General features: G+C 70.2%; 24 protein-coding genes and 1 tRNA gene. 17 read left to right on the top strand and 8 right to left on the bottom strand.

Going from position 1 to position 25,483, the window contains the following annotated elements; all coding sequences use genetic code 11:
* Nucleotides 1–8: 8 nt before the first annotated feature.
* The 3 genes from NZH93_RS18345 to NZH93_RS18335 all read left to right on the top strand — a co-directional run bounded on the left by NZH93_RS18345 (nucleotide 9) and on the right by NZH93_RS18335 (nucleotide 2,531).
* Nucleotides 9–1,028, top strand: a complete 1,020-nt coding sequence (locus NZH93_RS18345) for an ADP-ribosylglycohydrolase family protein (RefSeq protein ID WP_259624333.1) — start codon at nucleotides 9–11, stop codon at nucleotides 1,026–1,028.
* A gap of 262 nt (nucleotides 1,029–1,290) precedes the next feature.
* Entirely contained in the window at nucleotides 1,291–1,896 is a 606-nt protein-coding gene (locus tag NZH93_RS18340; RefSeq protein ID WP_259624332.1) for a TetR/AcrR family transcriptional regulator C-terminal domain-containing protein, read from the top strand.
* Nucleotides 1,897–1,952: 56 nt separating this feature from the next.
* A complete protein-coding gene (locus NZH93_RS18335; RefSeq protein ID WP_259624331.1) occupies nucleotides 1,953–2,531 on the top strand; it encodes a TetR/AcrR family transcriptional regulator in 579 nt (192 codons plus the stop codon).
* Here NZH93_RS18335 and NZH93_RS18330 read toward each other — a convergent pair.
* The 3 genes from NZH93_RS18330 to NZH93_RS18320 are packed head-to-tail and all read right to left on the bottom strand — an operon-like array spanning nucleotide 2,524 to nucleotide 5,152.
* Entirely contained in the window at nucleotides 2,524–3,276 is a 753-nt protein-coding gene (locus NZH93_RS18330; protein WP_259624330.1) for an FAD:protein FMN transferase, read from the bottom strand. The genes NZH93_RS18335 and NZH93_RS18330 overlap by 8 nt on opposite strands.
* 2 nt (nucleotides 3,277–3,278) lie before the next feature.
* A complete protein-coding gene (locus tag NZH93_RS18325) occupies nucleotides 3,279–3,776 on the bottom strand; it encodes an FMN-binding protein (RefSeq protein WP_259624329.1) in 498 nt (165 codons plus the stop codon).
* Nucleotides 3,777–3,787: 11 nt separating this feature from the next.
* Nucleotides 3,788–5,152, bottom strand: a complete 1,365-nt coding sequence (locus NZH93_RS18320) for a ferredoxin reductase family protein (protein ID WP_259624328.1) — start codon at nucleotides 5,150–5,152, stop codon at nucleotides 3,788–3,790.
* 148 nt (nucleotides 5,153–5,300) lie between these two features.
* Here NZH93_RS18320 and NZH93_RS18315 point away from each other — a divergent pair, with 148 nt between their 5' ends.
* Both NZH93_RS18315 and NZH93_RS18310 read left to right on the top strand, forming a co-directional pair.
* The gene (locus NZH93_RS18315; protein ID WP_259624327.1) at nucleotides 5,301–5,999 is read left to right on the top strand and encodes a response regulator transcription factor; all 699 of its coding nucleotides are present in this window, start codon (nucleotides 5,301–5,303) and stop codon (nucleotides 5,997–5,999) included.
* Entirely contained in the window at nucleotides 5,996–7,387 is a 1,392-nt protein-coding gene (locus NZH93_RS18310; protein ID WP_259624326.1) for a sensor histidine kinase, read from the top strand. The genes NZH93_RS18315 and NZH93_RS18310 overlap by 4 nt, the downstream gene beginning before the upstream one ends.
* Here the strand turns inward: NZH93_RS18310 and mgrA are convergent.
* From mgrA to NZH93_RS18295, 3 genes are all read right to left on the bottom strand, one after another.
* Nucleotides 7,373–8,398: an L-glyceraldehyde 3-phosphate reductase gene (mgrA, locus tag NZH93_RS18305; protein ID WP_259624325.1), complete on the bottom strand. Its 1,026-nt coding sequence runs from the start codon at nucleotides 8,396–8,398 to the stop codon at nucleotides 7,373–7,375. The two genes, NZH93_RS18310 and mgrA, sit on opposite strands and share 15 nt — an antisense overlap.
* Nucleotides 8,399–8,478: 80 nt before the next feature.
* A complete protein-coding gene (locus NZH93_RS18300; RefSeq protein WP_259624324.1) occupies nucleotides 8,479–9,138 on the bottom strand; it encodes a 5' nucleotidase, NT5C type in 660 nt (219 codons plus the stop codon).
* Between the two features lie 314 nt (nucleotides 9,139–9,452).
* Nucleotides 9,453–9,528 (bottom strand) — tRNA-Thr (locus NZH93_RS18295).
* Nucleotides 9,529–9,834: 306 nt separating this feature from the next.
* On the opposite strand from NZH93_RS18295, the gene NZH93_RS18290 reads away from it, so the two are divergent.
* From NZH93_RS18290 to NZH93_RS18275, 4 genes are all read left to right on the top strand, one after another.
* The gene (locus NZH93_RS18290; protein WP_372506678.1) at nucleotides 9,835–11,238 is read left to right on the top strand and encodes a threonine/serine exporter family protein; all 1,404 of its coding nucleotides are present in this window, start codon (nucleotides 9,835–9,837) and stop codon (nucleotides 11,236–11,238) included.
* An 83-nt stretch (nucleotides 11,239–11,321) separates the two neighbouring features.
* A complete protein-coding gene (locus NZH93_RS18285) occupies nucleotides 11,322–12,758 on the top strand; it encodes an alpha,alpha-trehalose-phosphate synthase (UDP-forming) (protein ID WP_259624323.1) in 1,437 nt (478 codons plus the stop codon).
* Nucleotides 12,759–12,809: 51 nt separating this feature from the next.
* Nucleotides 12,810–15,341 (top strand): trehalose-phosphatase, encoded by a 2,532-nt coding sequence (otsB, locus tag NZH93_RS18280; RefSeq protein WP_259624322.1) that lies wholly within the window; start codon nucleotides 12,810–12,812, stop codon nucleotides 15,339–15,341.
* A gap of 127 nt (nucleotides 15,342–15,468) precedes the next feature.
* Entirely contained in the window at nucleotides 15,469–15,600 is a 132-nt protein-coding gene (locus tag NZH93_RS18275) for a hypothetical protein (RefSeq protein WP_259624321.1), read from the top strand.
* Nucleotides 15,601–15,606: 6 nt separating this feature from the next.
* On the opposite strand, the gene radA is transcribed toward NZH93_RS18275, so the two are convergent.
* Both radA and NZH93_RS18265 read right to left on the bottom strand, forming a co-directional pair.
* Complete coding sequence (radA, locus tag NZH93_RS18270) at nucleotides 15,607–16,980, bottom strand: DNA repair protein RadA (RefSeq protein WP_259624320.1); 1,374 nt, start codon at nucleotides 16,978–16,980, stop codon at nucleotides 15,607–15,609.
* Nucleotides 16,981–17,170: 190 nt separating this feature from the next.
* Nucleotides 17,171–17,911: a copper chaperone PCu(A)C domain-containing protein gene (locus tag NZH93_RS18265; RefSeq protein WP_259624319.1), complete on the bottom strand. Its 741-nt coding sequence runs from the start codon at nucleotides 17,909–17,911 to the stop codon at nucleotides 17,171–17,173.
* 295 nt (nucleotides 17,912–18,206) lie between these two features.
* Between NZH93_RS18265 and NZH93_RS18260 the strand changes: the two genes are divergently transcribed.
* The 8 genes from NZH93_RS18260 to NZH93_RS18225 all read left to right on the top strand — a co-directional run bounded on the left by NZH93_RS18260 (nucleotide 18,207) and on the right by NZH93_RS18225 (nucleotide 25,184).
* Nucleotides 18,207–18,695: a CarD family transcriptional regulator gene (locus NZH93_RS18260; protein WP_012782996.1), complete on the top strand. Its 489-nt coding sequence runs from the start codon at nucleotides 18,207–18,209 to the stop codon at nucleotides 18,693–18,695.
* 28 nt (nucleotides 18,696–18,723) lie between these two features.
* Nucleotides 18,724–19,416, top strand: a complete 693-nt coding sequence (gene ispD / locus NZH93_RS18255; RefSeq protein ID WP_259624318.1) for a 2-C-methyl-D-erythritol 4-phosphate cytidylyltransferase — start codon at nucleotides 18,724–18,726, stop codon at nucleotides 19,414–19,416.
* On the top strand, nucleotides 19,413–19,877 hold the full coding sequence (ispF, locus tag NZH93_RS18250) for a 2-C-methyl-D-erythritol 2,4-cyclodiphosphate synthase (RefSeq protein ID WP_259624317.1): 465 nt from the start codon (nucleotides 19,413–19,415) through the stop codon (nucleotides 19,875–19,877). Before ispD ends, ispF begins: the two co-directional genes overlap by 4 nt.
* A complete protein-coding gene (locus NZH93_RS18245; RefSeq protein WP_372506677.1) occupies nucleotides 19,874–20,263 on the top strand; it encodes a PPOX class F420-dependent oxidoreductase in 390 nt (129 codons plus the stop codon). The genes ispF and NZH93_RS18245 overlap by 4 nt, the downstream gene beginning before the upstream one ends.
* Before the next feature lie 64 nt (nucleotides 20,264–20,327).
* Complete coding sequence (locus NZH93_RS18240) at nucleotides 20,328–20,975, top strand: HAD family hydrolase (protein WP_259624316.1); 648 nt, start codon at nucleotides 20,328–20,330, stop codon at nucleotides 20,973–20,975.
* Between the two features lie 46 nt (nucleotides 20,976–21,021).
* The gene (cysS, locus tag NZH93_RS18235; RefSeq protein ID WP_259624315.1) at nucleotides 21,022–22,416 is read left to right on the top strand and encodes a cysteine--tRNA ligase; all 1,395 of its coding nucleotides are present in this window, start codon (nucleotides 21,022–21,024) and stop codon (nucleotides 22,414–22,416) included.
* Between the two features lie 4 nt (nucleotides 22,417–22,420).
* A complete protein-coding gene (gene rlmB / locus NZH93_RS18230) occupies nucleotides 22,421–23,392 on the top strand; it encodes a 23S rRNA (guanosine(2251)-2'-O)-methyltransferase RlmB (RefSeq protein ID WP_259624314.1) in 972 nt (323 codons plus the stop codon).
* A gap of 355 nt (nucleotides 23,393–23,747) precedes the next feature.
* Nucleotides 23,748–25,184 (top strand): MBOAT family O-acyltransferase, encoded by a 1,437-nt coding sequence (locus tag NZH93_RS18225; protein WP_259624313.1) that lies wholly within the window; start codon nucleotides 23,748–23,750, stop codon nucleotides 25,182–25,184.
* Nucleotides 25,185–25,483: the final 299 nt, after the last annotated feature.

Genomic DNA, 25,483 nt, shown 5'->3' with positions numbered 1-25,483 from the left:
CTTTGGCGGTGGTCGACCGTGGAGCCGCGTGCCTGCTCGGAGGGGCGCTCGGCGACGCGTTGGGCGCACCGGTGCAGTACCTGGGCTGGGCCGACATCCAGCGCGACCACGGTCCCGGTGGGGTGGTGGCGCCTCCTCGGCCCGCGCTGATCACGGACGACACGCAGCTCACCCTGTTCACCGCGGACGGATACCTGCGGGCCTACGTGCACGGCCGCAAGACGGGCGGCTGGGAGCCGATCGAGACGGTCTGGCACAGCTACCGGCGGTGGCTGATCACGCAGCAGATCGCCGCGCCCGAGCCGGGCGCCACGGGCCTGCTGGCCAACGAGCGGCTGTACTCCAGCCGGTCGCCGGGCCTCACGTGCCTGCGCGCGCTGGCGGCGGACGTGCCGCCGACGCCGGAGGCGCCGCACAACGAGTCGTCGGGCTGCAACGGCGTCACGCGCACCGCGCCCGCCGGGTTCGCGCCGAGCGCGGCCATCGCCTACGACCTCGGCTGCCGGTTCGCCGCGCTCACGCACGGCGGCACGGGCGGCTGGGTGTCCGGTGGGGCGCTGGCGCTGCTGGTGCACCTGCTCGCGGTGCGCGGCAGACCGGTGCGCGAGGCGGTGGACCAGGTGATCGGCCGGGTGCTGCGCGACGACCCGTACACGGCGAACGCGTTGAACCGCGCCGTCGTGTTCGCCGAGGAGCACCGCGAACTCGGGTTGGACTCGGTGCGCGTCGACCGGCTGGGCAGCGGGTGGACCGGGCCGGAGGCGTTGGCGATAGCCGTCCACACCGTCCTCGTGTACCCGCGCAAGTCCGAGTTCGTGGACGCGCTCCGCGCGGCGGCGAACCACTCGGGCGGCAGTGACGCGACGGCGGCGCTCACCGGCAACATCCTCGGCGCGCTGCACGGAACCGCCGCGCTGCCAAGGGATTGGCTCGTCGGACTGGAACTCGTCGACGAGCTGACCGAGCTCGGCCGCGACCTCGGGAGGTCCGCGTCCGGCGAGGAGTTCGACGAGTCGCGGTACGTCTGACCACAGCGGAAAAGGCGAACGGCCCCTGCGCACAAGCTCCCGAAGACGAGTGCGCGGGGCCGTTCATCCACGGGTTGGTCCACAGCAGTTCGGGTCTCACCCCGAGCGCGAAACCCGACTTGCTCTTGATCAACATCCGTGGAGCGGGAGCAGAACTCCCTTGCACAGCAAGATAGCAGAGCCCTGTGCGCACCGTCACCCCCGGTCGACGCTCCGACACCTCCTCCCGGCCGATTCCCGTTGGCGCGCTTATGGTGTCCCGATGCGCCTGGACCGGACGGTCGTCGTGAGGACCGCGCTAGACCAGCTCAACGAGGTCGGCCTGGACGGCCTGACCCTGCGCCGGATCGCCGCGGAGCTCGACGTCCAGGCGCCCGCGCTGTACTGGCACGTGAAGAACAAGCGGGAACTGCTCGACGGCATGGCGGCGACGATCTTCGCCGACGCGCTGTCCGGTTTGGAGACCCCGCGGCGCGGCGAGTCCTGGGTGGAGTGGACCGCCGAGATCGCGCGCGGGCTCCGGTCGACGATGCTCCGCTACCGCGACGGCGCCCGCGTCCTGTCCGGCACCTACCTGAGCCACGCCGCGCTCGGCCGTCCCATGGAACTCGCCCTGCGCACCCTGTGCGACGCCGGGTTCACCGTCCGGGACGCGGCGCGCGGCATCACGTCCGTCTACTCCTACGTCCAGGGCTTCACCATCGAGGAGCAGGCCGAGCGGACCGATCAGTCCACACCGGAGTCGGACGACCGCTTCCCGCTGACCGCGCGGGCGAGGGCCGAACTGGGCTCCGACCCCGACGAGCGGTTCGAGCACGGCCTGCACCTGCTGCTGTCCGGGCTCCGGCTGTCCCGTTTCGCGAGCTAGCGGCCGGTAGGCTGAAGCGGAGCGAACTCCGCGCGAGCGGCAGAGGAGGTGGCACGGTGCCGGGAACCGATCCGAAGCCGCTGCGCGCGGACGCCCGGCGCAACCGGGACAGGCTGCTGGCGTCCGCGTCCCGCCTGTTCGTGGAGCAGGGCCTGGACGCGACCGTCGACATGATCGCCAAGGACGCGGGCGTCGGGATGGGCACGCTCTACCGGCACTTCCCGACCAGGGAGGCGCTCATCGAAGCGGCGTACCGGACGCAACTGGACGCGGTCTGCGACGCGGCGGCGGACCTCGTCGATTCGGTCGGCGCCGAGGAGGCGCTGCGGACGTGGATGGACCGCTTCCTCGACTACGTGACGACGAAGATGGGCATGAAGGACGCGCTGCACGCGGTGGTCTCCTCGGGCGGCGACCCGTTCGCGCACAGCAGGCAGCGCCTGTTGGACGCGCTCGGCACGCTGCTCGCGGCGACCGGCGGCGCGGGCGTGACCCGGACGGACGTGAGCACCGACGACGTGCTGCTGAGCCTGAGCGGCGTCGCGCTCGCCGCGGGCGCGCCGGAACGCCGCGAGCAGGCGGGCCGGATGCTCGACCTGCTGCTCGACGGCATGCGGTACCGGACGGCTAGCTAGCCACCGGCAGCCCCGGCGAGCGGAACACCCGGCGCTCCGAGTCGACCGCGAACACCTCGCAGCCGGGTTGGGCCGCCGCCCAGGTGATGCCCTCGACGCCCATCGCGTACGCGGCCGTGGCCGCCGCGTCGGCCGTCGTCAGGTCCGCCGCGACGACGGTGATGCTGATCAGGCCGCGGGCCGGTTCGCCGGTGCGGCCGTCGATGATGTGGTCGCCGCGCTCGTAGGACGCGGACGTGGCCACGGCGCCGTCGCGCAGTTCGAGCACCACGCAGAGCTGGTCCGCGCGTTCCGGGTGCCGCACGCCGACCCGCCACGGCACGCCCGGCTCGGACTCGCCGAACGTGACCACGTCGCCGCCCGCGTTCACGCAGAACCGGCGCGCGCCCGCGTCGTGCAGCATCTCGGCCGCGCCCTGCACGGCCCAGCCCTTGACGATGGCGCACGGGTCGAACCCGCGCCCCGGCAGCCACGACTTGAACGCGCCGCCGGTGCTCTCCTCGTAGAAGTCGCACAGGTCGATCACCTGGGTGAGCTCGTCGCTGAGCTCCTCGGGCTCCAGCTCCGCCCGGCTGAGGCGGGCGACCTCGCTGTCCTCGCGGAACGGGCTGAAGCGGGCGTCCACCTCGCGCAGCCAGGCGAACGCCCCCTCCACCGCGTCGTGCGACCGCTCGTCGCCGTCGCGCAGGTCCACCGAGATGGGGAACCCCATGATGTGCTCGACCCTGCGCAGACCGGTGAGCACGGCTAGTTCCCCTTGGCGTCGATGGCGGACTGCAACGACTGGACGTAGGCCTCGCTGGTCTGGGTCGCGCCCGACACGCTGTCGACGTCCGCGGTCCCGGCCTGGAGGGTCTCCTGGACCAGTGTCGGCACGGCCGACTTCGTCGGGCCGGTGTTGGGCTGCTTGAGCATCTTGACCGCGGTGATCTTGGCGCCGGTGAACGTGACCTGCACCTGGACGTCGCCGTGGACGGTCTTGACCAGCTTGCCGTTGACCGTCTTCGCGGCGGCCGTGGCGGGCGGCTTGGTCGTGGTCGTGGGTGGCGCCCCGGTGCCGTAGCCCGAGTCGGCGGGTTTGCTCGACGTGGGCGGCTCGGACGTGGCCCGGGTCTGCGCCTCGGGCACGATGCCGACCTCGGCGGCGGCCTCGGTGGTGGTCGCGGTGTGCGCCTCGTACTGCCAGAGCGGCACGAGCCCGGCCACGGACAGCACGGCGACGGGGATCGCCCTGTGGATCTTCATGTCGTCCTCTCTCAACCGGCCATGCTGAAGCGTTCGGCGTGCACCTGCTGCTTGGGCACCTCGAGTTCCCGGAGGCTGTCCAGCACCGCGCGGGTCATCGCGGGCGGGCCGCAGACGAACACGTCGCGGTCGCGGATGTCCGGGATCATCCCGACCAGGCTCTGCGGGCCGAGCATCGGACCGCGGGGCGTCGGCGCGCTGGACGGCCCGGTCAGCAGGTGCAGGACCGCGCCGCGGGCGTGGGCCAGGCTGCGCATCTCGTTCATCAGCACGGCGTCGTTCGGGTTGCTGACCCGGTACAGCACGACCACGTGGCCGCGGATCTCCTCCAGCAGCGCCCGGATCGGCGTGATGCCGACGCCACCCGCGACCAGCACGGTGTTCGGCCTCGTGCGGTGCATCGACGTGAACGCGCCGTACGGGCCCTCGGCGAACACGCGGGTGCCGACCCGGATGCCGCGCAGGCTCGCGCTGCCCTCGCCGAGCGCCTTCGCCGTGAGCCGCAGCGACCGGCCGTCCGGCGCGGCGGACAGCGAGAACGGGTTGGCCTTGTACCAACGGTCGGGGGTCAGGAAGCGCCACAGGAAGAACTGGCCCGCCTTCGCCGGGATCTTGTCCAGGTCCTTGCCCGTGATGTAGATCGACACCACGTTGTGCGCCTCCGGCACGACGGCGGCGACCCGGAGCTGGTGGCGCAGGTTGCGCCACAGCGGCAGGACGAACCGGCCGAGCACCACCGAGCCGAGCGCGAACGCCCACAGGCCCCACCAGTAGGCGGTCGCGGCGGGCGACGAGACGAACGTCGACCCGACGGCGACCTGGTGGGTGAACGCCAGCACCACGGCCACGTAGGCGTAGAAGTGGATGAAGTGCCAGGTCTCGTAGGCCATCCGGCGCCGGGCGAACCTGGCGGACGCGCCACCGATCACGATGATCAGCACCAGCGCGACGATCGCCCGCAGCACACCCTCGACCGTGGTCGCCAGGTCGACGAACTGGTCGACCGGCGACAGCTCCGACTGCTGCGCCAGCCCGAGGGTGATGAAGACGGCGTGCGCGAGCAGCGTCCACAGCAGCGTGAAGCCGGTCCAGCGGTGCCACGTCGTCAGCCGGTCCATCCCCAGCCTGCGGTCGAACCACGGCAGCCGGGCGATCAGGACGAACTGGAACGCCATCGTCAGCGCGGCGTACAGGCCGGTGACGCGACCGAGCAGCAGCAGGGCGTTCGTGCCGAAGCCGCTCTGGGCGAAGAAGTAGGTCACGGCGACGACGTTGGCGCCCATCAGCGCGTACAGGCCGGTCCTGGCGACGGTCTTGGGACTGGTGCCCGTTGCCTGGACCTGCGCCACGCCTGGCGGTGTCTGAACGGTGGTCACGGGGCGAACTCCTCTTGGCCGTTGTCTCCTCGCAGCTTGGTTGGCCCAGCTAAGCGTCGACTGAGGAGATGCTGTCGACTAGCTGTTGATCGGCGTGGAGGGTCCCGATCGTCTCGCCCCCGGAGGAGCGGTGCCGCACCATGTGCACGTGGACAAGGCCGATTCGGTTCGATTGCTCGTCGTCGACGACGAGCCGCACATCGCAGACCTGGTCGCCACGGTGGCCCGCTACGAGGGCTGGCAGGCCGTAACCGCTGGTACGGGCCAGGCCGCCGTCAAGGAAGCGATCGACTTCCACCCCGACATCGTGGTGCTCGACCTGATGCTGCCGGACATCGACGGGTTCTCCGTCCTGGACCGGCTGCGCGAGTCCGGCACGATGGTGCCCGTGGTGTTCCTCACGGCGCGCGACGGCACGGCCGACCGGGTGGCCGGTCTCACCAGGGGCGGCGACGACTACCTGGTGAAGCCGTTCTCCGTCGAGGAGCTGATGGCGAGGCTCCGCGCCGTCCTGCGCCGCAGCACCGGCCCGGCGTGGCAGCGGTCGGTGCTGAAGGTCGGCGACCTCGCGCTGGACGAGGACACCCGCGAGGTCCGGCGGGGCTCCCGGACCGTCACGCTCACACCCACCGAGTACGAGCTGCTGCGCTACCTGATGCGCCGCTCCCCGGCCGTGCTGACCAAGGCGCAGATCCTCGACCACGTGTGGGAGTACGACTTCGGCGGGCGCTCCAACGTGGTGGAGTTGGTCGTGTCGCACCTGCGGCGCAAGCTCGACGACGGCGAGGAGCCGCTGATCCACACCGTCCGCGGCGTCGGCTACGTGCTGCGGCAGGCGTCTCCGTGACGAGGCCGCGGCTGCGGAAGCTCAGCCTCGGCACGCGGCTGGTGCTGGGCCTCGGAGCGCTGGCGCTGGTCGTGTTCGCGGCCGTCGGCACGGTCATGGCGACCAGCATGCGGAGCTACCTGGACGGCAAGCTCGACGAACAGATGCGGATCACCCAGCTCGCGGAGACCGAGTCGGTCAAGAACCTCGGCACCGTGAAGAAGGTGCCGCAGGGCTGGTACTCGATCGTCTTCACCGTCGAGGACGACCGGGCCGAGCCCAAGAGCGGCGAGCGGCCCCGTGACGTGGAGGACCTCACCGAGGTCGCCAAGGAGGCCAGGGGCGGCGACGTCTACCGGACCGTCCACCTCGACGGCGAGGGCACGTACCGGGTGCGGGCGTGCGGCGTCATCGACGGCGTGGTGCTGGTCAGCGCGGCCCCGACCGGCGACCGCGACAGCATCCTGCGGGAGCTGATCAGCCTGGAGATCGTGGTGTTCCTGGCGGCGCTGGTCGCGTTCGTGCTGGTCGGGCGCGGGGTGCTGCGGCGCGGGCTGCGGCCGTTGAGCGACATGGCGGACACCGCGCACACCATCTCGACGCGCGACCTGACCGACTCCGGGCGGCTGCCGGTGCGCGCTTCCGGGGAGGGCGGCGGTGTCGAGGTCGAGGAGCTGCGGACGGCGTTCAACACGATGCTCGACCACATCGACTCGTCGTTGGCGGCCCGCACGGCGGCCGAGCAGCGGCTGCGCCGGTTCGTCGCGGACGCCTCGCACGAGCTGCGCACCCCGCTGACGTCGTTGCGCGGTTACGCCGACCTGTTCCGCTACGCCGCGGCCAACGAGCCCGCGGAGCGCGAGGCGCACCTGGAGCGGATGCGCGGCGAGGCCGCCAGGATGAGCCTGCTGCTGGACGACCTGCTGCTGCTCGCGCGGCTGGACTCCGCCGAGGTCGAGGCACCGCTGCGGCTCCAGGACGTGGACCTCGCCGAGCTGGCGTCGGACGCCGCGAGCGCGTTCGCCGCCGCCTACCCGGACCACCCGCTGACCACGGACTTCGGCACGGGCGAGGTCCGGCTGCGGGCCGATCCGATGCGGCTGCGGCAGGTGCTCGACAACCTGCTCACCAACGCCGCCGTGCACACCCCGCCCGGCACGCCCGTGTCGGTGACCGTGTTCCGGACCGGCGTCGTCGTCGCGGACTCCGGCCCCGGCATCCCCGAGGCCGACCGGTCCCGCATCTTTGACCGCTTCTACCGCGTCGACGACTCCCGCGCCCGCAACCGCGGCGGCAGCGGCCTCGGACTCGCCGTCGCGCACTCCCTGGTCGCCGCGCACGGCGGCACCCTGGAGCTGGCGGGCGAGCCCGGCCGCACCGCGTTCACCATCCGCCTAGACGGCGTGTGACGGCGCCCAGAGGTCGATCCCGGACTCGACGGCGTGCTCGTCGATCGCCGCGATCTCGTCGTCGGTCAGCGGCGGCGCGTCCAGCGCGGCGACGTTGTCCTCGAGCTGCCCCACCGAGCTGGCGCCGATCAGCGCCGACGTGACCCGCGGGTCCCGCAGCGTCCACGTCAGCGCGAGCTGCGCCAACGACTGCCCGCGGCCAGAAGCGATCTCGTTGAGCGCCCGCACACGGGCCAGGTTCTCGTCGGACAGCAGGTCCGTCGACAGCGACTTGCCCTGCGTCGCCCGCGACCCCTCCGGCACCCCGCCGAGGTACTTGTCGGTCAGCATCCCCTGGCCGAGCGGCGAGAACGCGATGCAGCCCGCGCCGATCTCCTCCAGCGCGTCCAGCAGGTCCGGCTCGATCCAGCGGTTCAGCATCGAGTACGACGGCTGGTGGATCAGCAGCGGCACCCCGGCCTGGCGGAGCAGTTCGGCGGCTTCGCGGGTCTTCGTCGCCGAGTAGGACGAGACGCCGACGTACAGCGCCTTGCCCTGCTGGACGGCGCTCACCAGCGCGCCGACGGTCTCCTCCAGCGGCGTCTCCGGGTCGAACCGGTGCGAGTAGAAGATGTCGACGTAGTCCAGCCCCATCCGCCCCAGCGACTGGTCCAACGACGCCAGCAGGTACTTCCGCGACCCGAAGTCACCGTACGGCCCCGGCCACATGTCGTAGCCCGCCTTGGTCGAGACCACCAGCTCGTCCCGGTACGGCCGCAGGTCGTCGACCAGCAACCGCCCGAAGTTCGCCTCGGCAGACCCGTACGGCGGGCCGTAGTTGTTCGCCAGGTCGAAGTGCGTGATACCGAGGTCGAACGCCCGCCGCACGATCGCCCGCCCGGACTCGTACGGCCGGTCGTCACCGAAGTTGTGCCAGAGGCCCAACGAGATGGCGGGCAACTTCAATCCACTGCGCCCCGACCTGCGGTAGGACATCCGGTCGTAGCGCGACTCTTCCGGGAGGTAGGCCATAGGGCTCACGATGTCATGTCCACCAGGGACGAGCAGCCCGGCCCGGACGGGGAGGCAACTGGTGTGGACGAGCTGCTACCTCACGAGACGTGCCGGCAGTTCGGCCAGGGTGGCTCGTGGCCAGGCGCCTCCGGCAATTTCTTGTTCGCCTTGCGCAGCCAGCCGTAGTAGCGATCGCGGACGATCTCCTCTACCGACGTCCAGTTGTCCGCCCGCAGCACCGGACCCGGATGCATGTGCACGTTCGTCGAGTTGGTGAACGCCACGACCACTTTTCCCGCCTCCTGGAGGCGCTCGATGTTCTCCGGCGAGTCCTCTACGTAGACATCAGCGTCGACCAATGCCTTGTCCCGCATGAAGCAGAGGTCCCAGTACGGGATTCCGTGCCTGTCCAGCCAGTCCACTGTCTGCGCCACGGCTATTTTGTGGAAGTACCGGATGAACAGTCGGTGCGTGATGATCCGAATGCGAACACCCTCGGTGCCGAGACGGCGAATCGCTTGGGCGGCACCTGGTACCGGGTCGACGGACAGGAACAGGTCGCGCTGCGTGACGGCAAACCTGTGCAGCCTGCCGTACTCGTTCGGCAGGAGTCCCCACTCGGGCAGTCCGTAGGACACGTGCGGCGTGAGCGTCTCCACGTCGACGCCACGCCATTCCGCCATCACCGCGCGCATCTTGCCATAGAAATCCGCGCAAACTCCGTCGAGATCGACACCAAATACGAAATCTTTTACCATTTCAGCCTCCTCTTGGGGAGGCACGTCATGCCAATGAGTAGCGCGTAACACTATTCGACACGACGTGTCATGTTCAGGTGGTTAGTGGGTCGCGCAAACTCCGTCAGGAGTTACCTGAAATCGAGTTCTTCGCCCGCACGGCGCAGGGCCATGCCCACGACGCGCAGAGCAACGTGAACAGGTGTTCGACCACTTCCGGCAAACACCGCATGCGGTCAACCGCTCCCGCGTGCGGTCGACCGCGGACCCGCGAGCGCGGAACCCGATCGGATCATCGGTCCGCGTCCCGGCCCGCGCACAGCGCTGACCGGGAGTGGAGCCGGTGAGGGGACTTGAACCCCTAACCTTTCGCTTACAAGGCGAGTGCTCTGCCAATTGAGCTACACCGGCGCGGCCAAAAGAGCCTGGGACATCCTAAGCGCCCGCAGGGGCTGCTACCTGCGGCGAACGTCGTGGACCAGGTGCGCGTCGACTGCTCCGAATGGAGTCACCGGCCACGTTCGGACGTCTCCCGCAGAACGTGAAACCCCTGCACAGACCCCCTGACCACCACCACTCCATGATCAACTCTGCGTGACCGGATCCCCCTGCCTGGGTAACCCGTTCAGGGGTGTCCGACAACACAGACCGAAGTGTGCAACGGTCGGGCGTGGCGACCCGATTTGCCACGGGACGAACCAGAGGAGGTGGCTCCGGGTGGGCTTCGGTCGTGGACGCGCCGGTTGGCTGCGCCGCACCAGGAAAACTGGCGCTGACCAGCACGAACCGCTCAGCGCGGTGTTCGGCCCCGAGCCTCTGGACGAGGCGACGGTGCACCTGGTGCTGGACCTGGCGCTGCGGGTCGGTGAGGCGCAGTTGGCGAGCGGGGTCGGGGCGGCGGACGTCACGGCCACGATCATCGACGTGACCGGCGCGTATGGCCTTCCCCACACCGAGGTGGATGTGACGTTCACCGCGATCACGGTGTGCTGCCACCGGGGCACGGAGGCGGCGCCCATCACCACACTGCGGGTGGTGCGGTCGCGGAGCCTGGACTTCACCCGGCTCGCGGAGCTGGAGCACCTCATCGGCCGGATGAAGGCGGGCACGGTGACGGCCCGCGACGCGTACGCCGAGCTTGACCGGATCACCACCGCGCCGCACCCGTACCCGCGCTGGGTCGCCACGACGGCGTGGGCGGGGATGGCGGCTGCGGTCGCGGTGCTCGTGGGCGGCGGGCTGGTGCTGGCGGTGCTGGCGGCGGTCGTGACCGCGGTGATCGACCGGGTCGGGCGGCTGCTGAACCGGCGGAACCTGCCGTTCTTCTTCCAGCAGGTCGTCGGCGGCGGGCTGGCGACGGTCGTGGCGCTGGCGATGTACGCGACGGACCTGCTGCCGACCGTGCGGCCGTCGATGCTGGTGGCGGTGGGCATCGTCGTGCTGCTGTCGGGCCTGTCGCTGGTCAGCACGGTGCAGGACGCGATCAGCGGATACAACGTGACCGCGGCGGGCCGGACGATGGAGATCGTCCTGCTGACCGCGGGCCTCATCTCCGGGGTCGCGCTGGCGCTGCGGGCGGGCGTCCAGTTCGGTGTCCGGACATCGCTGGCCGAACCGCTGCCCGCCCTGATCACCGACGTGCCGGTGCAGTTCGCGGCGGGCGCGGCGACGTCGTTCTGCTTCGCGATGGCGAGCTACGCCCAGCCGAGGGCGCTGCTGGTCGCGGCCGTCGCGGGCGCGGTGGGCACGACGTCGTACGGGCTGCTCGCGGTGACCGGGACCAACGCGATCACCAGTTCGGCCGTCGCGGCGACGCTCGTCGGGTTCGGCGGCGCGGTCCTGTCGCGGCGGCTGCGGATCCCGACGCTGGTCGTGTCGGTGGCGGGGATAACGCCCCTGCTGCCCGGCTGGACCATCTACCGCGGGCTCTACCAGCTCACGGCCGAAGGCGACTCCGAAGGCCTGTCGACGCTCGTGCTGGCGACCGGCATCGCGCTGGCGCTCGCGGGCGGCGTCGTCCTCGGCGAGCACCTCGCCCGGCCGGTGCGCAGCGGGCTGAGCCGACTCGAACGGAGGTTCGTGACGACGCGCACTTCGTCGACTCGGGTGAACTCGGTGTGACAGGTGCTACGCGAGGGCATTCCCCGAGGTACCGGCCCTCTACCCTCAGGCTGGGCGAATCGAGCACAGGAGGCGCTTTTCCGGTGAGCGGCATTGGCGAGAACGGGGCGGATTTCCTGGTTGTGGCGAACCGCCTCCCGGTCGACCTTGAACGGCTTCCGGACGGCACCCAGCGGTGGAAGCACAGCCCAGGCGGGCTGGTCAGCGCCCTGGAGCCGTTCCTGCGCACGCACAGCGGGGCGTGGATCGGCTGGCCGGGCGTCGCCGACGCCGAGGTCGAGGCGTTCGAGGAGGCGGGCCTGCAACTGCACCCGGTGCGGCTGAGCGCCGACGAGGTGCAGGACTACTACGAGGGCTTCTCCAACGGCACGCTCTGGCCGCTCTACCACGACGTCGTGGCGCCCCCGGCGTTCCACCGGCACTGGTGGAACGCCTACACGCGGGTCAACCAGCGTTTCGCCGACGCGACCGCGAAGGTCGCCGCGCAGGGCGCGACGGTGTGGGTGCAGGACTACCAGCTCCAGCTCGTCCCGGCGATGCTGCGCGAGCAGCGCCCCGACCTGAAGATCGGCTTCTTCCTGCACATCCCGTTCCCGCCGGTAGAGCTGTTCATGCAGCTCCCGTGGCGGACGGAGATCATCCGCGGGCTGCTGGGCGCGGACCTGGTCGGGTTCCACCGCCCCGGCGGCGCGCAGAACTTCCTCTGGCTGGCCCGCCGCCTCGTCGGCCTGGAGCCCAGCCGCGGCGCGGTCGGCGTGCGCACCCGGCCCGGTGTCGTGCAGGTCGGCGACCGCACGGTGCGCGTGGGCGCGTTCCCCATCTCGATCGACTCGGCCGGGCTGGACGCGTTGGCGCGCAAGAAGGACGTACAGGCGCGGGCCAAGCAGATCCGGTCCGACCTCGGGAACCCGAAGAAGATTTTGCTGGGCGTGGACCGCCTCGACTACACCAAGGGCATCGACGTCCGGCTGCGCGCGCTGCACGAGCTGCTGGAGAACGGCCGGATCGACCCGGAGGACGTGGCGATGGTGCAGCTCGCCACCCCGAGCCGCGAGCGCGTCGAGCACTACAAGCAGATGAGGGGCGACATCGAGCAGATCGTCGGCCGGATCAACGGGGAGTTCGCCAGGGTCGGGCGGCCGGTCGTGCACTACCTGCACCAGTCGGTCGACCGCGAGGAGCTGGCCGCGTTCATGAGCGCCGCGGACGTCATGGTGGTGACCCCTGTACGCGACGGCATGAACCTGGTCTGCAAGGAGTACGTGGCCACGAGGTACGACCTCGGTGGTTCACTGGTGCTCAGCGAGTTCGCCGGAGCAGCCGCCGAACTCACCAGCGCGTACCTGGTGAACCCGCACGACCTGGACGGGGTGAAGAACGCGCTGGAGTCCGCCCTCACCATCGACCCCGCCGAAGGCCGCCGTAGGATGCGCGCCCTGCGACGCCAAGTTCTGACCCATGACGTCGACCGTTGGGCGCGGTCGTTCCTCGAAGCGCTCGGCACGCAGACGGCGATCTGAATCATTTCAGACACCATGACCTGTCCCATCGAATAAGACTGAGGAGGGGCGTTGACCGCCGAGGCCCTCCCCGCGGACCTGCGCCGAGCGATCGTGCAGTTGGCTCGCACCCCACGACTGCTCGTGGCGTGCGACTACGACGGGACACTTGCACCGATCGTCGCCGACCCCGAACAGGCCCGCCCGCTGCCCGAGTCGGTGGGCGCGCTGCGCTCACTGGCCGGGCTCCACGAGACCACCACGACAGTCATCTCCGGCCGCGCCCTGCGGGACCTCGCGACGCTCTCGCGACTCCCGTCCGAGGTGCACCTGGTCGGATCGCACGGCTCCGAGTTCGACGTCGGCTTCGTGCACGCGCTCGACGCCGACGCCAAGGCGCTGCACCGCAGGCTCGAAGCCGAGCTGGAGCAGTTGGTGGCGGGCAACGAGGGCGTGGGCCTGGAGGTCAAGCCCGCCAGCATCGCCGTGCACGTCCGCCGCGCCGAGGCCTCCGTCGGCCAGTCCGTGCTCGACGCGGTCCGCTCCGGCCCGTGCACCTGGGACGGCGTCCACGTCACCGAGGGCAAGGCCGTCGTCGAGCTGGCCGTCGTGCAGACCGACAAGGGCCACGCGCTCGACGTGCTGCGCCACCGGGTCAGCGCGACCGCCGCGGTGTTCGTCGGCGACGACGTGACCGACGAGAAGGCGTTCGCCCGGCTGTCCGGGCCGGACGTCGGCATCAAGGTCGGCGAGGGCGAGTCACTGGCCGAGTACACGATCGACGACACGACCGACGTCGCCACGGTGCTGGCGTTCCTCCTGGAGGAGCGGCGGAACTGGCTGCACGGCGACCAGGCCGTGCCGATCGAGCGGCTGACGATGCTCGCCAACGAGCGGTCCGTCGCGCTGGTCACGCCCGACGCGCGGATCAACTGGCTGTGCCACCCGGAGCCGGACTCGGCCGCGGTCTTCGCGGACCTGCTCGGCGGCCCGGAGGCGGGCCACTTCTCGATCAAGCCCGAGCACGGCTCGCTGCCGCTTGGCCAGCGCTACGTGCCCGGAACCATGATCGTGGAGACCCGGTGGTCCCGGCTGCTCGTGTCGGACTACCTGGACCACTTCAGCGCCTCGCACCGCACGGACCTGGTCCGGCGGATCAGCGGCTCCACCAACGCGGTGATCACGTTCGCGCCGCGGCCGGAGTTCGGCCAGGTGCCCGTGCGGCTGCTGCGCGAGCGCGACGGCCTGCGCGTGGTCGGCACGTCCGACCCGATGGTGCTGCGGTCCCCCGGCGTCGACTGGGAGATCACCTCGGACGGCCTCCAGGAGACCGCTCGCGCGGTCGTCCGGCCGCGCGAGGGCGCACCGGTGCTGCTGGAGCTGCGCTGCGGCACGGACGACCTGTCCGACGCCACGCTCAGCGAGGCGGACCGCCGTGAACGCGCGGGCGCCTACTGGTCGGACTGGGCGGCGACGCTCAAGCTCCCGCCGTTGCAGACCGAGCTGGTGTCCCGCTCGGCGCTGACGTTGAAAGGCCTCGTGCACGCCGACACCGGCGCGATCATGGCCGCCGCGACGACGTCGCTGCCCGAGGAGCTGGGCGGCATCCGCAACTGGGACTACCGCTACTGCTGGCTGCGCGACGCGGCGCTGACCGCGCAGGCGCTGGTGTCGGTGGGTTCCACGGCGGAGGCCGAGGCGTTCCTCGGCTGGGTGCACGGCGTCCTCGCCACGCTGCCCGGCCCGGAGCGGCTGCACCCGCTGTACACGTTGCAGGGCACCATGCTCGGCGCGGAAGCCGTGATCGACACCCTCCCCGGCTACGCCGGTTCCCGCCCGGTCCGCGTGGGCAACCTCGCGAACCAGCAGGTCCAGCTCGACGTCTTCGGCCCCGTGGTCGACCTCGTCGTGGCGCTGGCGGAGGCCCGCGGCTCGGTGACCGACCAGGACTGGCTGATGGTGCAGGCCATGGCCGAAGCCGTCGCGAGGCGCTGGCACGAGCCGGACCACGGCATCTGGGAGGAGCGGCACGCGCCGCGCCACCACGTGTACTCGAAGGTCATGTGCTGGGTCACGATCGACCGCGCGGTCAAGCTGGCGGAGACCTACGGCCGTACCGTCGACCCGTCGTGGCCCGTGCTGAGGGACACCATCTCCACCGACGTGCTGAAGAACGGGTGGAAGGACGAGGCCCAGTCGTTCACCACAGCGTACGACGACTACGACCTGGACGCGGCGTCGTTGCACGTGGGGCTGTCGGGTCTGATCGACCCGGCGGACGAGCGCTTCCAGTCGACGGTGACGGCGATCGAGGCCGAGCTGCGCAGCGGTTCGACCGTCTACCGCTACCGCCGCGACGACGGCCTGCCCGGCGACGAGGGCGGCTTCCACCTGTGCGCGGCCTGGATGATCGAGGCCTACCTGCTCACCGGCAGGCGCACGGAGGCCGAGGAGCTGTTCGCGCAGATGGTCGACGCCGCGGGCCCCACGGGCCTGCTGCCCGAGGAGTACGACCCGGTCGCCGAGCGCTCGCTGGGCAACCACCCGCAGGCGTACAGCCACCTGGGCCTGATCCGCTGCGCCCAGTTGCTGTCCGCGCAGTAGAACACCCGGTCCCGAAGGCCCTCACGGCGACGCCGCGGGGGCCTTCGGCGTTTCCGTTGAACCGTTCCCGACCCACGTCCGTGTTGGAGGTGCCCCAGCCAAGCCGGAGAGCAAGCGAGGACCAGCGATGAACGAAGACCGCCACGGCCACCAGCTCCGCCCCACCCGCGCCCGCCGCTCCTCCCGCTCCGCAACGGGCCGCTCCACCGGCCGCTCCACGACCCCGAAGGGCCGTCCGGACGCGACCAGCAGCCGGTAGGCGCCTTCACTTCCCCTTGTTCAGCCCCAGGACGTCCAGCGCCGTGAACAGGTCGTGCGCCACCAGCGCGCGCACCCCCTCCGGCAGCGGGCCCGCGTCCGGGGGGACCAGGGCCTTCGTGAAGCCCAGGCGCAGCGCTTCCGCGAGCCGCTTGCCGACGCCGTTGACGCGGCGGATCTCGCCCGCCAGGCCGACCTCGCCCAGCACCACGAGGTCGGCGGGCAGGGCGATCTCGCGTTCCGCCGACGCCACGGCGAGCACCACGGCCAGGTCGGCCGCGGGTTCGGTGAGCTTCATGCCGCCGACGGTCGCGGTGAACACGTCCTTCTGGAACAGGTTGACCTTGCCGCGCTTCTCCAGCACGGCCAGCGCCATCGCGATCCGCGCCGAGTCCAGGCCGCTGACCGCGCGGCGGGGCGCGGGCAGGTTCGTCTTCGCGACGAGCGCCTGCACCTCGCCGAGCATGGGCCGCTTGCCCTCCACGATCACCGTCACGGCGGTGCCCTCGACGGCCTGGTCGCGGCGGCTCAGGAACAGCCCGGACGGGTCGGGGACGCCGATGATGCCGTCGTCGCGCAGCTCGAAGCAGCCGACCTCGTCGGCCGCGCCGTAGCGGTTCTTGATGCCGCGCAGGAGCCGCAGCGTGGAGTGCCGGTCGCCCTCGAACTGGAGGACCACGTCGACCAGGTGCTCCAACACCCTCGGCCCGGCCACCGAACCGTCCTTGGTGACGTGGCCGACCAGCACGACCGGCAGGTTGCGCTCCTTGGCCAGCGCGATCAGGCCGGCCGCCACCGTCCGCACCTGGCTGACGCCACCCGCCACGCCGTCGACGTTCATCGACGACATGGTCTGCACCGAGTCGATGATCAGCAGGCTCGGCTTGACCTCGTCGACCTGCCCGAGCACCGCCGACAGGTCGCTCTCGGCCGCGAGGTACATCTCCTCGTGCAGGTTGCCGGTCCGCTCGGCCCGCAACCGCACCTGGCCCGCGGACTCCTCACCGGTCAGGTAGAGGCTCCGGCCCACCTTCGACGACCACTGGTAGGCGACCTCCAGCAGCAGCGTCGACTTGCCGACACCCGGCTCGCCCGCCATGAGCACGACGGCACCGGGCACGATGCCGCCGCCGAGGACCCGGTCCAGCTCGTCCACACCGGTCTTCGTGGCCCGCGCGGACTCGATGTCGACCTCGCCGATCGGCCGCGCCTTCGACGTCGGCGCACCCGCCACGATCCGCGCGAGCGGCGTGGCCGACCCGCGCTCCTCGACGCTCCCCCAGGCCTGGCACTCAGAGCACCGGCCGACCCACTTGGCGAACTCGAACCCGCACTCCGCGCACCGGTACTGCGGACGAGTCGCACGAACCTTGTTTGGCACGCCGCAGACGTTAGATCACCGCACCGACAACGGCGGACGGCCTCAGTCCCGCGAGGCCGCGTCGGTAGGTCGGGTCACCATTTTTTCGAGTTGGGCGGTGACGAAGTCTCTGCCCAACTCGAAAAAATCGGGGCACGAACTGCCGACTACAGGCGGCCGAGCCGGAGTCTGCGGAGCAGCGACCAAGAACTCAGTGTTCGGACTTGCCTTCGGGGCGGGGCTTCGGGTCGGCGCCGATTGGGAGGTCCAGCGTGAGCGGCCCAGCCTTCTCGAACAGGAAGGTGACCTTGGCGGTGTGGCCGGGGCGGAGTTCCTTCGTCAGCTTGACCACGATGGCGATCTTGCCGGGCTTCGCGGGCGCGGCCGAGGACGTCGGCCGGTTGGAAGCGGAGGTCGACACGCCGCTCGTCGGCGAGCTGCTGCCGGTGACGGACGACGACCCCGCCGACGAGGAGCCGGTGACGGAAGAGCCCGCCGTCGACGACGACGAGGCCGACGAGGACGGCGCCGACGAGCTGCCCGACGGGGCGGAGGTCAGGGTCACCGAGGGGGCGCTGCTGCTGCGGTCCAGCTCGGCGAACAGCGACGCGACGGAGGTCTGCGGCTCCAGGTCGACGTCACCGCTCAGCTCGGCCGCGCCGAGTTCGCCGGTGACCGAGAGGAGCTTGTCGGCGGTGGTGGCGTTGTTCGCGATCGTCACGACGACCGCGGCCTCGTCACCCTCCTTGTACTCGTGGCCGGAGACCGGGAAGGCGAACTGCGCGTTGCGCACCGCGATGGCACCGATGTTGCCCGAGGCGCCGTCGACCGTGGCGACCTGGGTGTCGGTCTGCGTGATCTGCCCGGCGCTGCACCCGGCCGCGGCGAGCCCGAGGCCCGTAGCGAGCGCGACCACGACGGCGAGGCGGGACTTCTGCTCTGCGCGACCCACGGTTGCAGGATCCTTCCTGGTGTACCGGCGATAGGGCCTGCCCCGGGAACAGGGCCGACCACCAGTGCAGGAGCCTAACCGGGTGGCGTTCGACAGGCGGAACGTGGTGCCCCGGAGGGCGCGTTCGGCCGCACCTGGGACGTGAGCGGAGAGCGTCCGACCATAGGTGTGGCACGTAAACAGGTGGTTTGTCAACCCCCCGCATGGCCCTGACCAGCCATTACCCAACTCCTGAGGCCGGTGAGGGGATTGCCCGGCGTGTTAGGATGGGGGTAGCGAAAGGGGCAGAGGACACATGGTTTTCAAGGTCGGAGAGACCGTCGTCTACCCGCACCACGGTGCCGCTCTCATCGAAGCGATCGAGACCCGCGTGATCAAGGGCGAGGAGAAGAAGTACCTCGTCCTCAAGGTCGCACAAGGCGACCTTACCGTTCGCGTGCCCGCTGACAACGCCGAGATCGTAGGCGTGCGCGACGTTGTCGGCCAAGAGGGTCTCGACAAGGTCTTCGAGGTCTTGCGTGCTCCCCACACCGAGGAGCCGACCAACTGGTCGCGGCGGTACAAGGCAAATCTTGAGAAGCTCGCCTCCGGCGACGTGAACAAGGTGGCCGAAGTGGTGCGTGATCTCTGGCGGCGCGAGAAGGATCGCGGCTTGTCCGCGGGCGAGAAGCGGATGCTGGCGAAGGCTCGGCAGATACTGGTTAGCGAACTGGCGCTGGCCGAGGGCACCGACGAGGACAAGGCTGAAGTGCTCCTCGACGAGGTCCTGGCTACCGCGTCCTGATCGCACGAACTCCACTCGGACCGCGGACGTGAGTGTTGTCGCGCTCGTGCCCGCGGCGGGTCGGGGTGAGCGTCTCGGCTATGGGATGGCCAAGGCGCTCGTGCCGGTCAACGGGGTTCCGCTTCTGGTTCGTGCCGTGCGCGGCCTGCTCGATGCGGGGTGCGTGCAACACGTGGTAGTCGCCGCCCCACCGTCCGATGTGGACGCAATGTGCACCGTGACCGCCTCGCTGGCTTCGGCCGGCGGGGCGGTGCACGTGCTTGCGGGGGGTGCCGAGCGCACCGACTCCGTTCGTCTCGCGTTGGAGTACGCGCTCCGTGAGATCCCCGACACCTCGATCGTGCTCGTCCACGACGCCGCCCGCGCGTTCACGCCCGGCGCCGTCGTCCGGCGGGTCGTCGAGGCCGTTCGAGCAGGTCATCCGGCCGTCATCCCGGTGCTGCCGATGGCGGACACCGTGAAGCAGGTCGACGCGGACGGCGCGGTCGTCGCGACGCCGGACCGAGCGGCGCTGCGGATCGTCCAGACCCCCCAGGGCTTCACCGCCGACGTGCTGCTGCGCGCGCACGCGTCCGGCGTCCAGGCCACCGACGACGCCGGTCTCGTGGAACGCCTCGGCGTGCCCGTCACCACCGTCGAGGGCCACGCGAACGCCATGAAGATCACCACACCGTTCGACCTCGCTGTCGCCGAGGCGCTGCTCACCGGAGGAACCACTTGAGGGTCGGCATCGGCACCGACGTGCACCCGGTCGAGGCGGGCCGCGACTGCTGGGTCGCCGGGCTGCTGTGGGAGGGCGTCGACGGCTGCGAGGGCCACTCGGACGGCGACGTCGCCGCGCACGCCCTGTGCGACGCGCTGCTGTCCGCCGCGGGCCTCGGCGACCTCGGTGCCGTGTTCGGCACCAGCGACCCCCGCTGGTCCGGCGCGCGCGGTGTGACGCTCCTCAAGGAGGTCCGCAGGCTGGTCGAGGAGGCCGGTTTCCGCGTCGGCAACGCCGCCGTGCAGGTCATCGGCAACAACCCGAAGATCGGCAAGCGCCGCTCCGAAGCCGAGCAGACCCTCTCGGACGCCGTCGGCGGCCCCGTCTCCGTCTCCGGCACCACCACGGACGGCCTGGGCCTCACCGGCCGCGGCGAGGGCATCGCCGCCATCGCGACCGCGCTGCTGGTGGTCGCGTGATCCTCAACGCCGCCGTCCAAGCCCTCCTGGACGCCAAGAACTACGCCGTCCTCTGCACCACCAACCCCGACGGCAGCCCCCAGTCGTCCGTCCTCTGGGTGGCCCGCGACGGCGACGACCTGCTGTTCTCGACGCTCCGCGACCGCCGCAAGGAGCTGAACCTCCGCCGCGACCCCAGGGCGAGCGTCAGCGTCTTCTCGCTGGCCGATCCGGAGCAGTACGCGGAGATCCGCGGCACCGTCACCATCACCGAGGACGAGGGCTTGGTCGTCGGCCACCTGCTGGCCCGGAAGTACACCGGCCAGGACCACGAACCCGCTCCAGAGGGTCACGTCCGGGTCGTCCTCCGCCTGACCCCGACGAAGGTCACCGGCCACGTCGCGTAGGCGTTCGCGCCGAAGCGGCCAGAATCACTCCCCTAACTGGTCCAGACCAACATAGGTTGAGCGCATGGCCCTCCGCGCGGTGCTCTTCGACTTCTCCGGCACGCTCTTCCGCCTCGAACACGAGGCCCTGGAGGAGCACGGCGACCTGATGCGGGCGTTGACCGCTCCGGTCGGCATGGCCGAGGGCTTGGACCCGGAGACCGAGGCGCTCTGGCTGCGGCGGGACCTCGACGCGGACGTGCACCGGGACGTGCACGTGGTCGCGTTGCAGGCGGCCGGGTTGACCGAGCCGGGCGCCGCGCTGGCGTTCTACGAGCGGTTGGTGAGCGCCGCGTTCTGGCAGACCTACCCGGACACCTTCGAGGCGTTGCGGACGGTGTCCGAGGCCGGGTTGCGGGTGGCCGTGGTGAGCAACACCGGCTGGAACATCCGGGCCGTCCTGGACCGGTTCGGGGTGAGCCACCTGGTGGACGAGGTGGTGCTCTCCTACGAGGAGGGGCTGATCAAGCCGGATCCGAAGATCTTCCTGCTGGCCTGCGAGCGGCTGCGGGTCGACCCGTCCGAGGTGCTGATGGTCGGGGACAGCGAGGAGGCCGACGGCGGGGCGGCCGCGGTGGGGAGCAAGGTGGCGATCGTGGAGCCGCTGCGGACGGGCGAACGGCCTACCGCGCTGGTCGACTCGCTGCGGAAGCACGGCATTATCCCCGTTTGAGCGGTCGATTCACCCCGCTCACGCCTTCGCCCGTACCATTCGTGATGTGAGCCTCCACCTGTACGACACCGCGACCCGGTCCATGCGGGAGTTCCACCCGCTGGTCAACGGTACGGCGTCGATCTACGTGTGTGGGGCGACCGTGCAGGGCGTACCCCACATCGGCCACGTGCGCAGCGGGCTGAACTTCGACGTGCTGCGCCGCTGGCTCGCGCGCGACGGCGCGGACGTGCGGCTGGTGCGCAACGTCACGGACATCGACGACAAGATCCTCGCCAAGGCCGCCGAGCACGGCAGGCCGTGGTGGGAGTGGGCGCTGACGCACGAGCGCGCCTTCGAGGACGCGTACGACGCGCTGGGCTGCCTGCCGCCGTCGTACTCGCCGCGCGCGACCGGCCACGTGACGCAGATGGTCGACCTGATGCACCGGCTCATCGACAAGGGGCACGCGTACGCGGCGGACGGCGACGTCTACTTCGCGGTGCGCTCGTTCCCCGAGTACGGGGCGCTGTCCGGGCAGAAGCTGGACGAGGTGTTCCAGGGCGAGGGCGAGGTGCGCGGCAAGCGCGACCCGCGCGACTTCACGCTGTGGAAGGGCGCGAAGCCCGGCGAGCCGTCGTGGCCGACGCCGTGGGGCGCGGGCCGTCCCGGCTGGCACCTGGAGTGCTCGGCGATGGCGACGGAGTACCTCGGCAGCGAGTTCGACATCCACGGCGGCGGAATCGACCTGATCTTCCCGCACCACGAGAACGAGCAGGCGCAGTCGCGGGCGGTCGGCGACGGCTTCGCGCGGTACTGGATGCACAACGCCTGGGTCACCATGAGCGGCGAGAAGATGTCGAAGTCGCTCGGCAACGTGGTGTCGATCCCGGAGATGCTGAACCGGGTGCGCGCGCCGGAACTGCGCTACTACCTCGTGACGCCGCACTACCGGTCGACCATCGAGTACTCCGATGGCGCGCTGGAGGAGTCGGTGTCGGCGTACCGCCGCATCGAGGCGTTCCTGCGCCGCGTCGCGCAGCGCACGGGCGTCGTGCCGCTGGGCGAGGACCTCTGCCCGGAGTTCGTCGCCGCGATGGACGACGACCTGAGCACCCCGCAGGCGACCGGCTCGCTGCACAACAAGGTCCGCGAGGGCAACACCGCGCTCGACGCGGGTGACGACGCCGCGGCACGCGAGGCAGCGGCCTGCGTGCGCGGCATGGCCGACCTGCTCGGCCTGGACCCGTTGTCCCCCAAGTGGAACGAGTCCACGAGCACGGACACCGGTGCCCGCCAGGCGCTCGTCGCGCTGGTGGAGCACGTCTTGGAAGAACGCCTGCGGGCCCGCAAGGATCGGGACTTCGCCAAGGCGGACGCGTTGCGCGACCGCTTGAAGGCCGCAGGCATCGCCGTCGAGGACAACCCCGACGGTTCGCAGTGGACATTGAGGGACGACTGAGCTCGTGGCTGGTAACTCCAAGCGCAAGGGCGCGATGCGCAACCCCGGTACGAAGAAGGGTGCGGTCGTCGGTTCCGGCGGGCAGAAGTCCAAGGGCCTGCAAGGTCGCGGCCCGACCCCGAAGGCGGTGGAGCGCCCGAACCACCCGGCGTACCGCCGGGCGACGAACGCCGCCAAGGCCGCCAACACCGAGAAGGCGAGGGCCCGCCGCAAGAACGAGGGCCAGGCCGAAACGGTGGCGGGCCGCAACCCGGTGGTCGAGTGCCTGCGCGCGGGCATCCCCGCCACAGCGCTGTACGTGGCCATCGGCATCGACTCCGACGACCGCGTGGCCGAGTCGGTCTCGCTGGCGGCGGACCGCGGCATCTCCGTGCTGGAGGTGACGCGCGGCGAACTGGACCGCATCACCGGCGGCGCCCTCCACCAGGGCTTGGGCCTCCAGGTCCCCCCGTTCAGCTACGCCCACCCGGACGACCTGGTCGAATTCACCCGCCAGACCCGCGACCAGCCACTGCTGGTAGCCCTGGACGGCGTGACCGACCCCCGCAACCTGGGCGCGGTCGTCCGCTCGGCAGCCGCCTTCGGCGCACAGGGAGTACTCCTCCCCCAACGCCGCTCGGCGAGCATCACCGCGGTCGCCTGGCGCTCCAGCGCGGGCACGGCGGCCAAGGTCCCCATCGCCATGGCCACCAACCTCACCCGCACCCTCAGGGACTGGGCGGACGAGGGCTTCATGATCGTCGGCCTGGACGCCGACGGCGACGTGGACGTGGACGGCCTGGAACTGGCCACCGGCCCCTTGGTGGTAGTGGTCGGCTCAGAAGGCCGCGGCCTCTCCCGCCTGGTACGCGAAACCTGCGACCAAACGGTCTCCATCCCCATGGCAGCAGGCGTCGAATCACTCAACGCCTCAGTAGCAGCAGGCGTGGTACTGGCCGAGGTAGCCCGCCGCCGCCGCGTAGCCGCAAAGGCCTAACAGCCACCCACAGAGCTAACTCACACCGGCCGGGCCCCACACCAGGGACCCGGCCGGCCCCATCTCCACGTTTTCCCTGCTAGACAGCCCGCGACCCTCTCAACGCGACGCCGCCTACCCAACCGTGGCCGATTTTACTTGGGGGATTTGCCCCTTAAACTCGAGTCGGACGGCGGCTTCACCTCCCCGCCGTTTTCGTCCGACCAAGGGGCAAATCTAGGGGCCCCAAGTCAAATCGGCCACCCCACCAACGCACCCCCGGCACCCAACCCGACCCCCCAGCGAACCCGCACGCACCCCTATTCACCCAGGACCGTGCACACCCACCCACCCGAGCCAGCTAGGGTTCCCGGCGATGTCATTCGCCAGCCCCCTCTTCCTGTGGTTCTTCATGCCGCTACTCCTAGCGGCACTACTCACCACACCCAGGACCTGGCGCAACGGCGTGGTAGCGGTGGCCAGCCTCCTCTTCTACGCCAGCGGAGCAGGCGGCACGACCGTCCTCCTCCTCACCTGCATGCTCGTCAACTACCTCGCAGGCCCCCGCCTCGAACCCCACCAGGACCCCAAGCAGGCCCCCGGAACCAGGCGCAAGATCCTCCTGGCCGTCATCACCTTCAACCTGGGCATCCTGGTCGTCTGGAAGTACCTGGGCTTCGCCACCGAACAACTGGAGACCATCGCCACCGCCTTGGGGGGCGACTTCCCGGTGGTCCACCTGGCCCTCCCCATCGGCATCTCCTTCTACACCTTCCACCACATCTCCTACGTGGTGGACATCTACCGCGGCGAGCGCAAGGCGCTGAAGGACCCCGTCTCCTTCATCACCTACATCGCGATGTTCCCGCAGCTCGTGGCGGGCCCGATCGTCCGCTTCCGGGAGATCTCCGACCAGCTCCCCCAGCACCGCACCCACCGCCTGGACGACATCGCGGCGGGCTTCCCCAGGTTCGCGCTGGGCCTCTGCAAGAAAGTGATCATCGCGGACTCCCTGGCCCCGATGGTCGACGCCTGCTTCGCCACCCCGTCCGACGAGATGACCTTCGGCATCGCCTGGTTGGGGGCCGTCGGCTACACCTTGCAGTTGTACTTCGACTTCTCCGGCTACTCCGACATGGCCATCGGCCTCGGTAGGATGCTCGGCTTCCGCCTCCCGGAGAACTTCGCCCGCCCCTACTCCTCCGTCACGGTCACCGAGTTCTGGCGGCGTTGGCACATGTCGCTTTCCCGGTGGTTCCGCGACTACGTGTACATCCCGTTGGGCGGCAACAGGCACGGTGTGGCGAAGACGTACCGGAACCTCGGGATCGTGTTCGTGCTCACCGGTTTTTGGCACGGGGCGAACTGGACGTTCCTCGTGTGGGGTTTGTTCCACGGGGCGCTGCTGGTTATAGAACGCGGTTTTGGATGGGATTCCACACCCGCGTCGAAAAATGCCCGCATCGGCAGGCGGGCATTGACGATGTTGCTCGTGGTCGTCGGCTGGGTGTTCTTCCGGTCGGCCGACCTCGGCTCCGCGTTCGTGATGCTGGGTCATCTGCTGCTGCCGGATTTCTCCGGCGTATCCGAAGCTGTGAGCGTCGCCACAACGAATCAGCGACTCGTGATCCTTGTGGTCGCGCTGGTCATTGTCGTATTGCCCACATCCCCGGTGAGCGGCCCGTATCTGGAGTCCTCAAGGGACAAGATCGCCACCGTCGCCCGCGTCTCGCTGATGACGGTTGGCCTGGCCTACGCGGCAATCCTGGTCGCGGGAGGGACCTTCAGCCCGTTCCTCTACTACCAGTTCTGATGTCAGGCGAATAACGGTACCGCCCGGTACATTGGGCGATAAGCAGGTACCGAACTGGCCCACTCGGCGCAACACGACAGACGCGCGCCATGGGGACTTCGACAGAGCGTAATCACGGATGGCTTCACCACATCACGGCGACGGTCAACTGTCAATAATAACCAGGGCTAAATTCGTATCATAACTACTTTATGTAACCGACCTACTCCGTTCAGGTACACACTGTGGTAGGACAGAGATTGCACTACCGGCAGCTTCTACCGTCTAACGGAGAAATAGGTTACTTCGGGTGGGGGTAA

It is taken from the genome of Umezawaea endophytica (assembly GCF_025061645.1).
Classification (GTDB): domain Bacteria; phylum Actinomycetota; class Actinomycetes; order Mycobacteriales; family Pseudonocardiaceae; genus Umezawaea; species Umezawaea endophytica.
Note: the sequence above shows the minus strand (reverse complement) of the source record. Positions and strands in the feature narration are given on the sequence as shown.

Bases quoted from the DNA above. Each gene is read 5' to 3' on its own strand.
- NZH93_RS18340 (WP_259624332.1), top strand. From the start codon at position 1,291: ATGCGCCTGGACCGGACGGTCGTCGTGAGGACCGCGCTAGACCAGCTC.
- NZH93_RS18325 (WP_259624329.1), bottom strand. From the start codon at position 3,776: ATGAAGATCCACAGGGCGATCCCCGTCGCCGTGCTGTCCGTGGCCGGG.
- mgrA (WP_259624325.1), bottom strand. From the start codon at position 8,398: ATGGCCTACCTCCCGGAAGAGTCGCGCTACGACCGGATGTCCTACCGC.
- NZH93_RS18300 (WP_259624324.1), bottom strand. From the start codon at position 9,138: ATGGTAAAAGATTTCGTATTTGGTGTCGATCTCGACGGAGTTTGCGCG.
- NZH93_RS18275 (WP_259624321.1), top strand. From the start codon at position 15,469: ATGAACGAAGACCGCCACGGCCACCAGCTCCGCCCCACCCGCGCCCGC.
- NZH93_RS18260 (WP_012782996.1), top strand. From the start codon at position 18,207: ATGGTTTTCAAGGTCGGAGAGACCGTCGTCTACCCGCACCACGGTGCC.
- NZH93_RS18240 (WP_259624316.1), top strand. From the start codon at position 20,328: ATGGCCCTCCGCGCGGTGCTCTTCGACTTCTCCGGCACGCTCTTCCGC.
- NZH93_RS18225 (WP_259624313.1), top strand. From the start codon at position 23,748: ATGTCATTCGCCAGCCCCCTCTTCCTGTGGTTCTTCATGCCGCTACTC.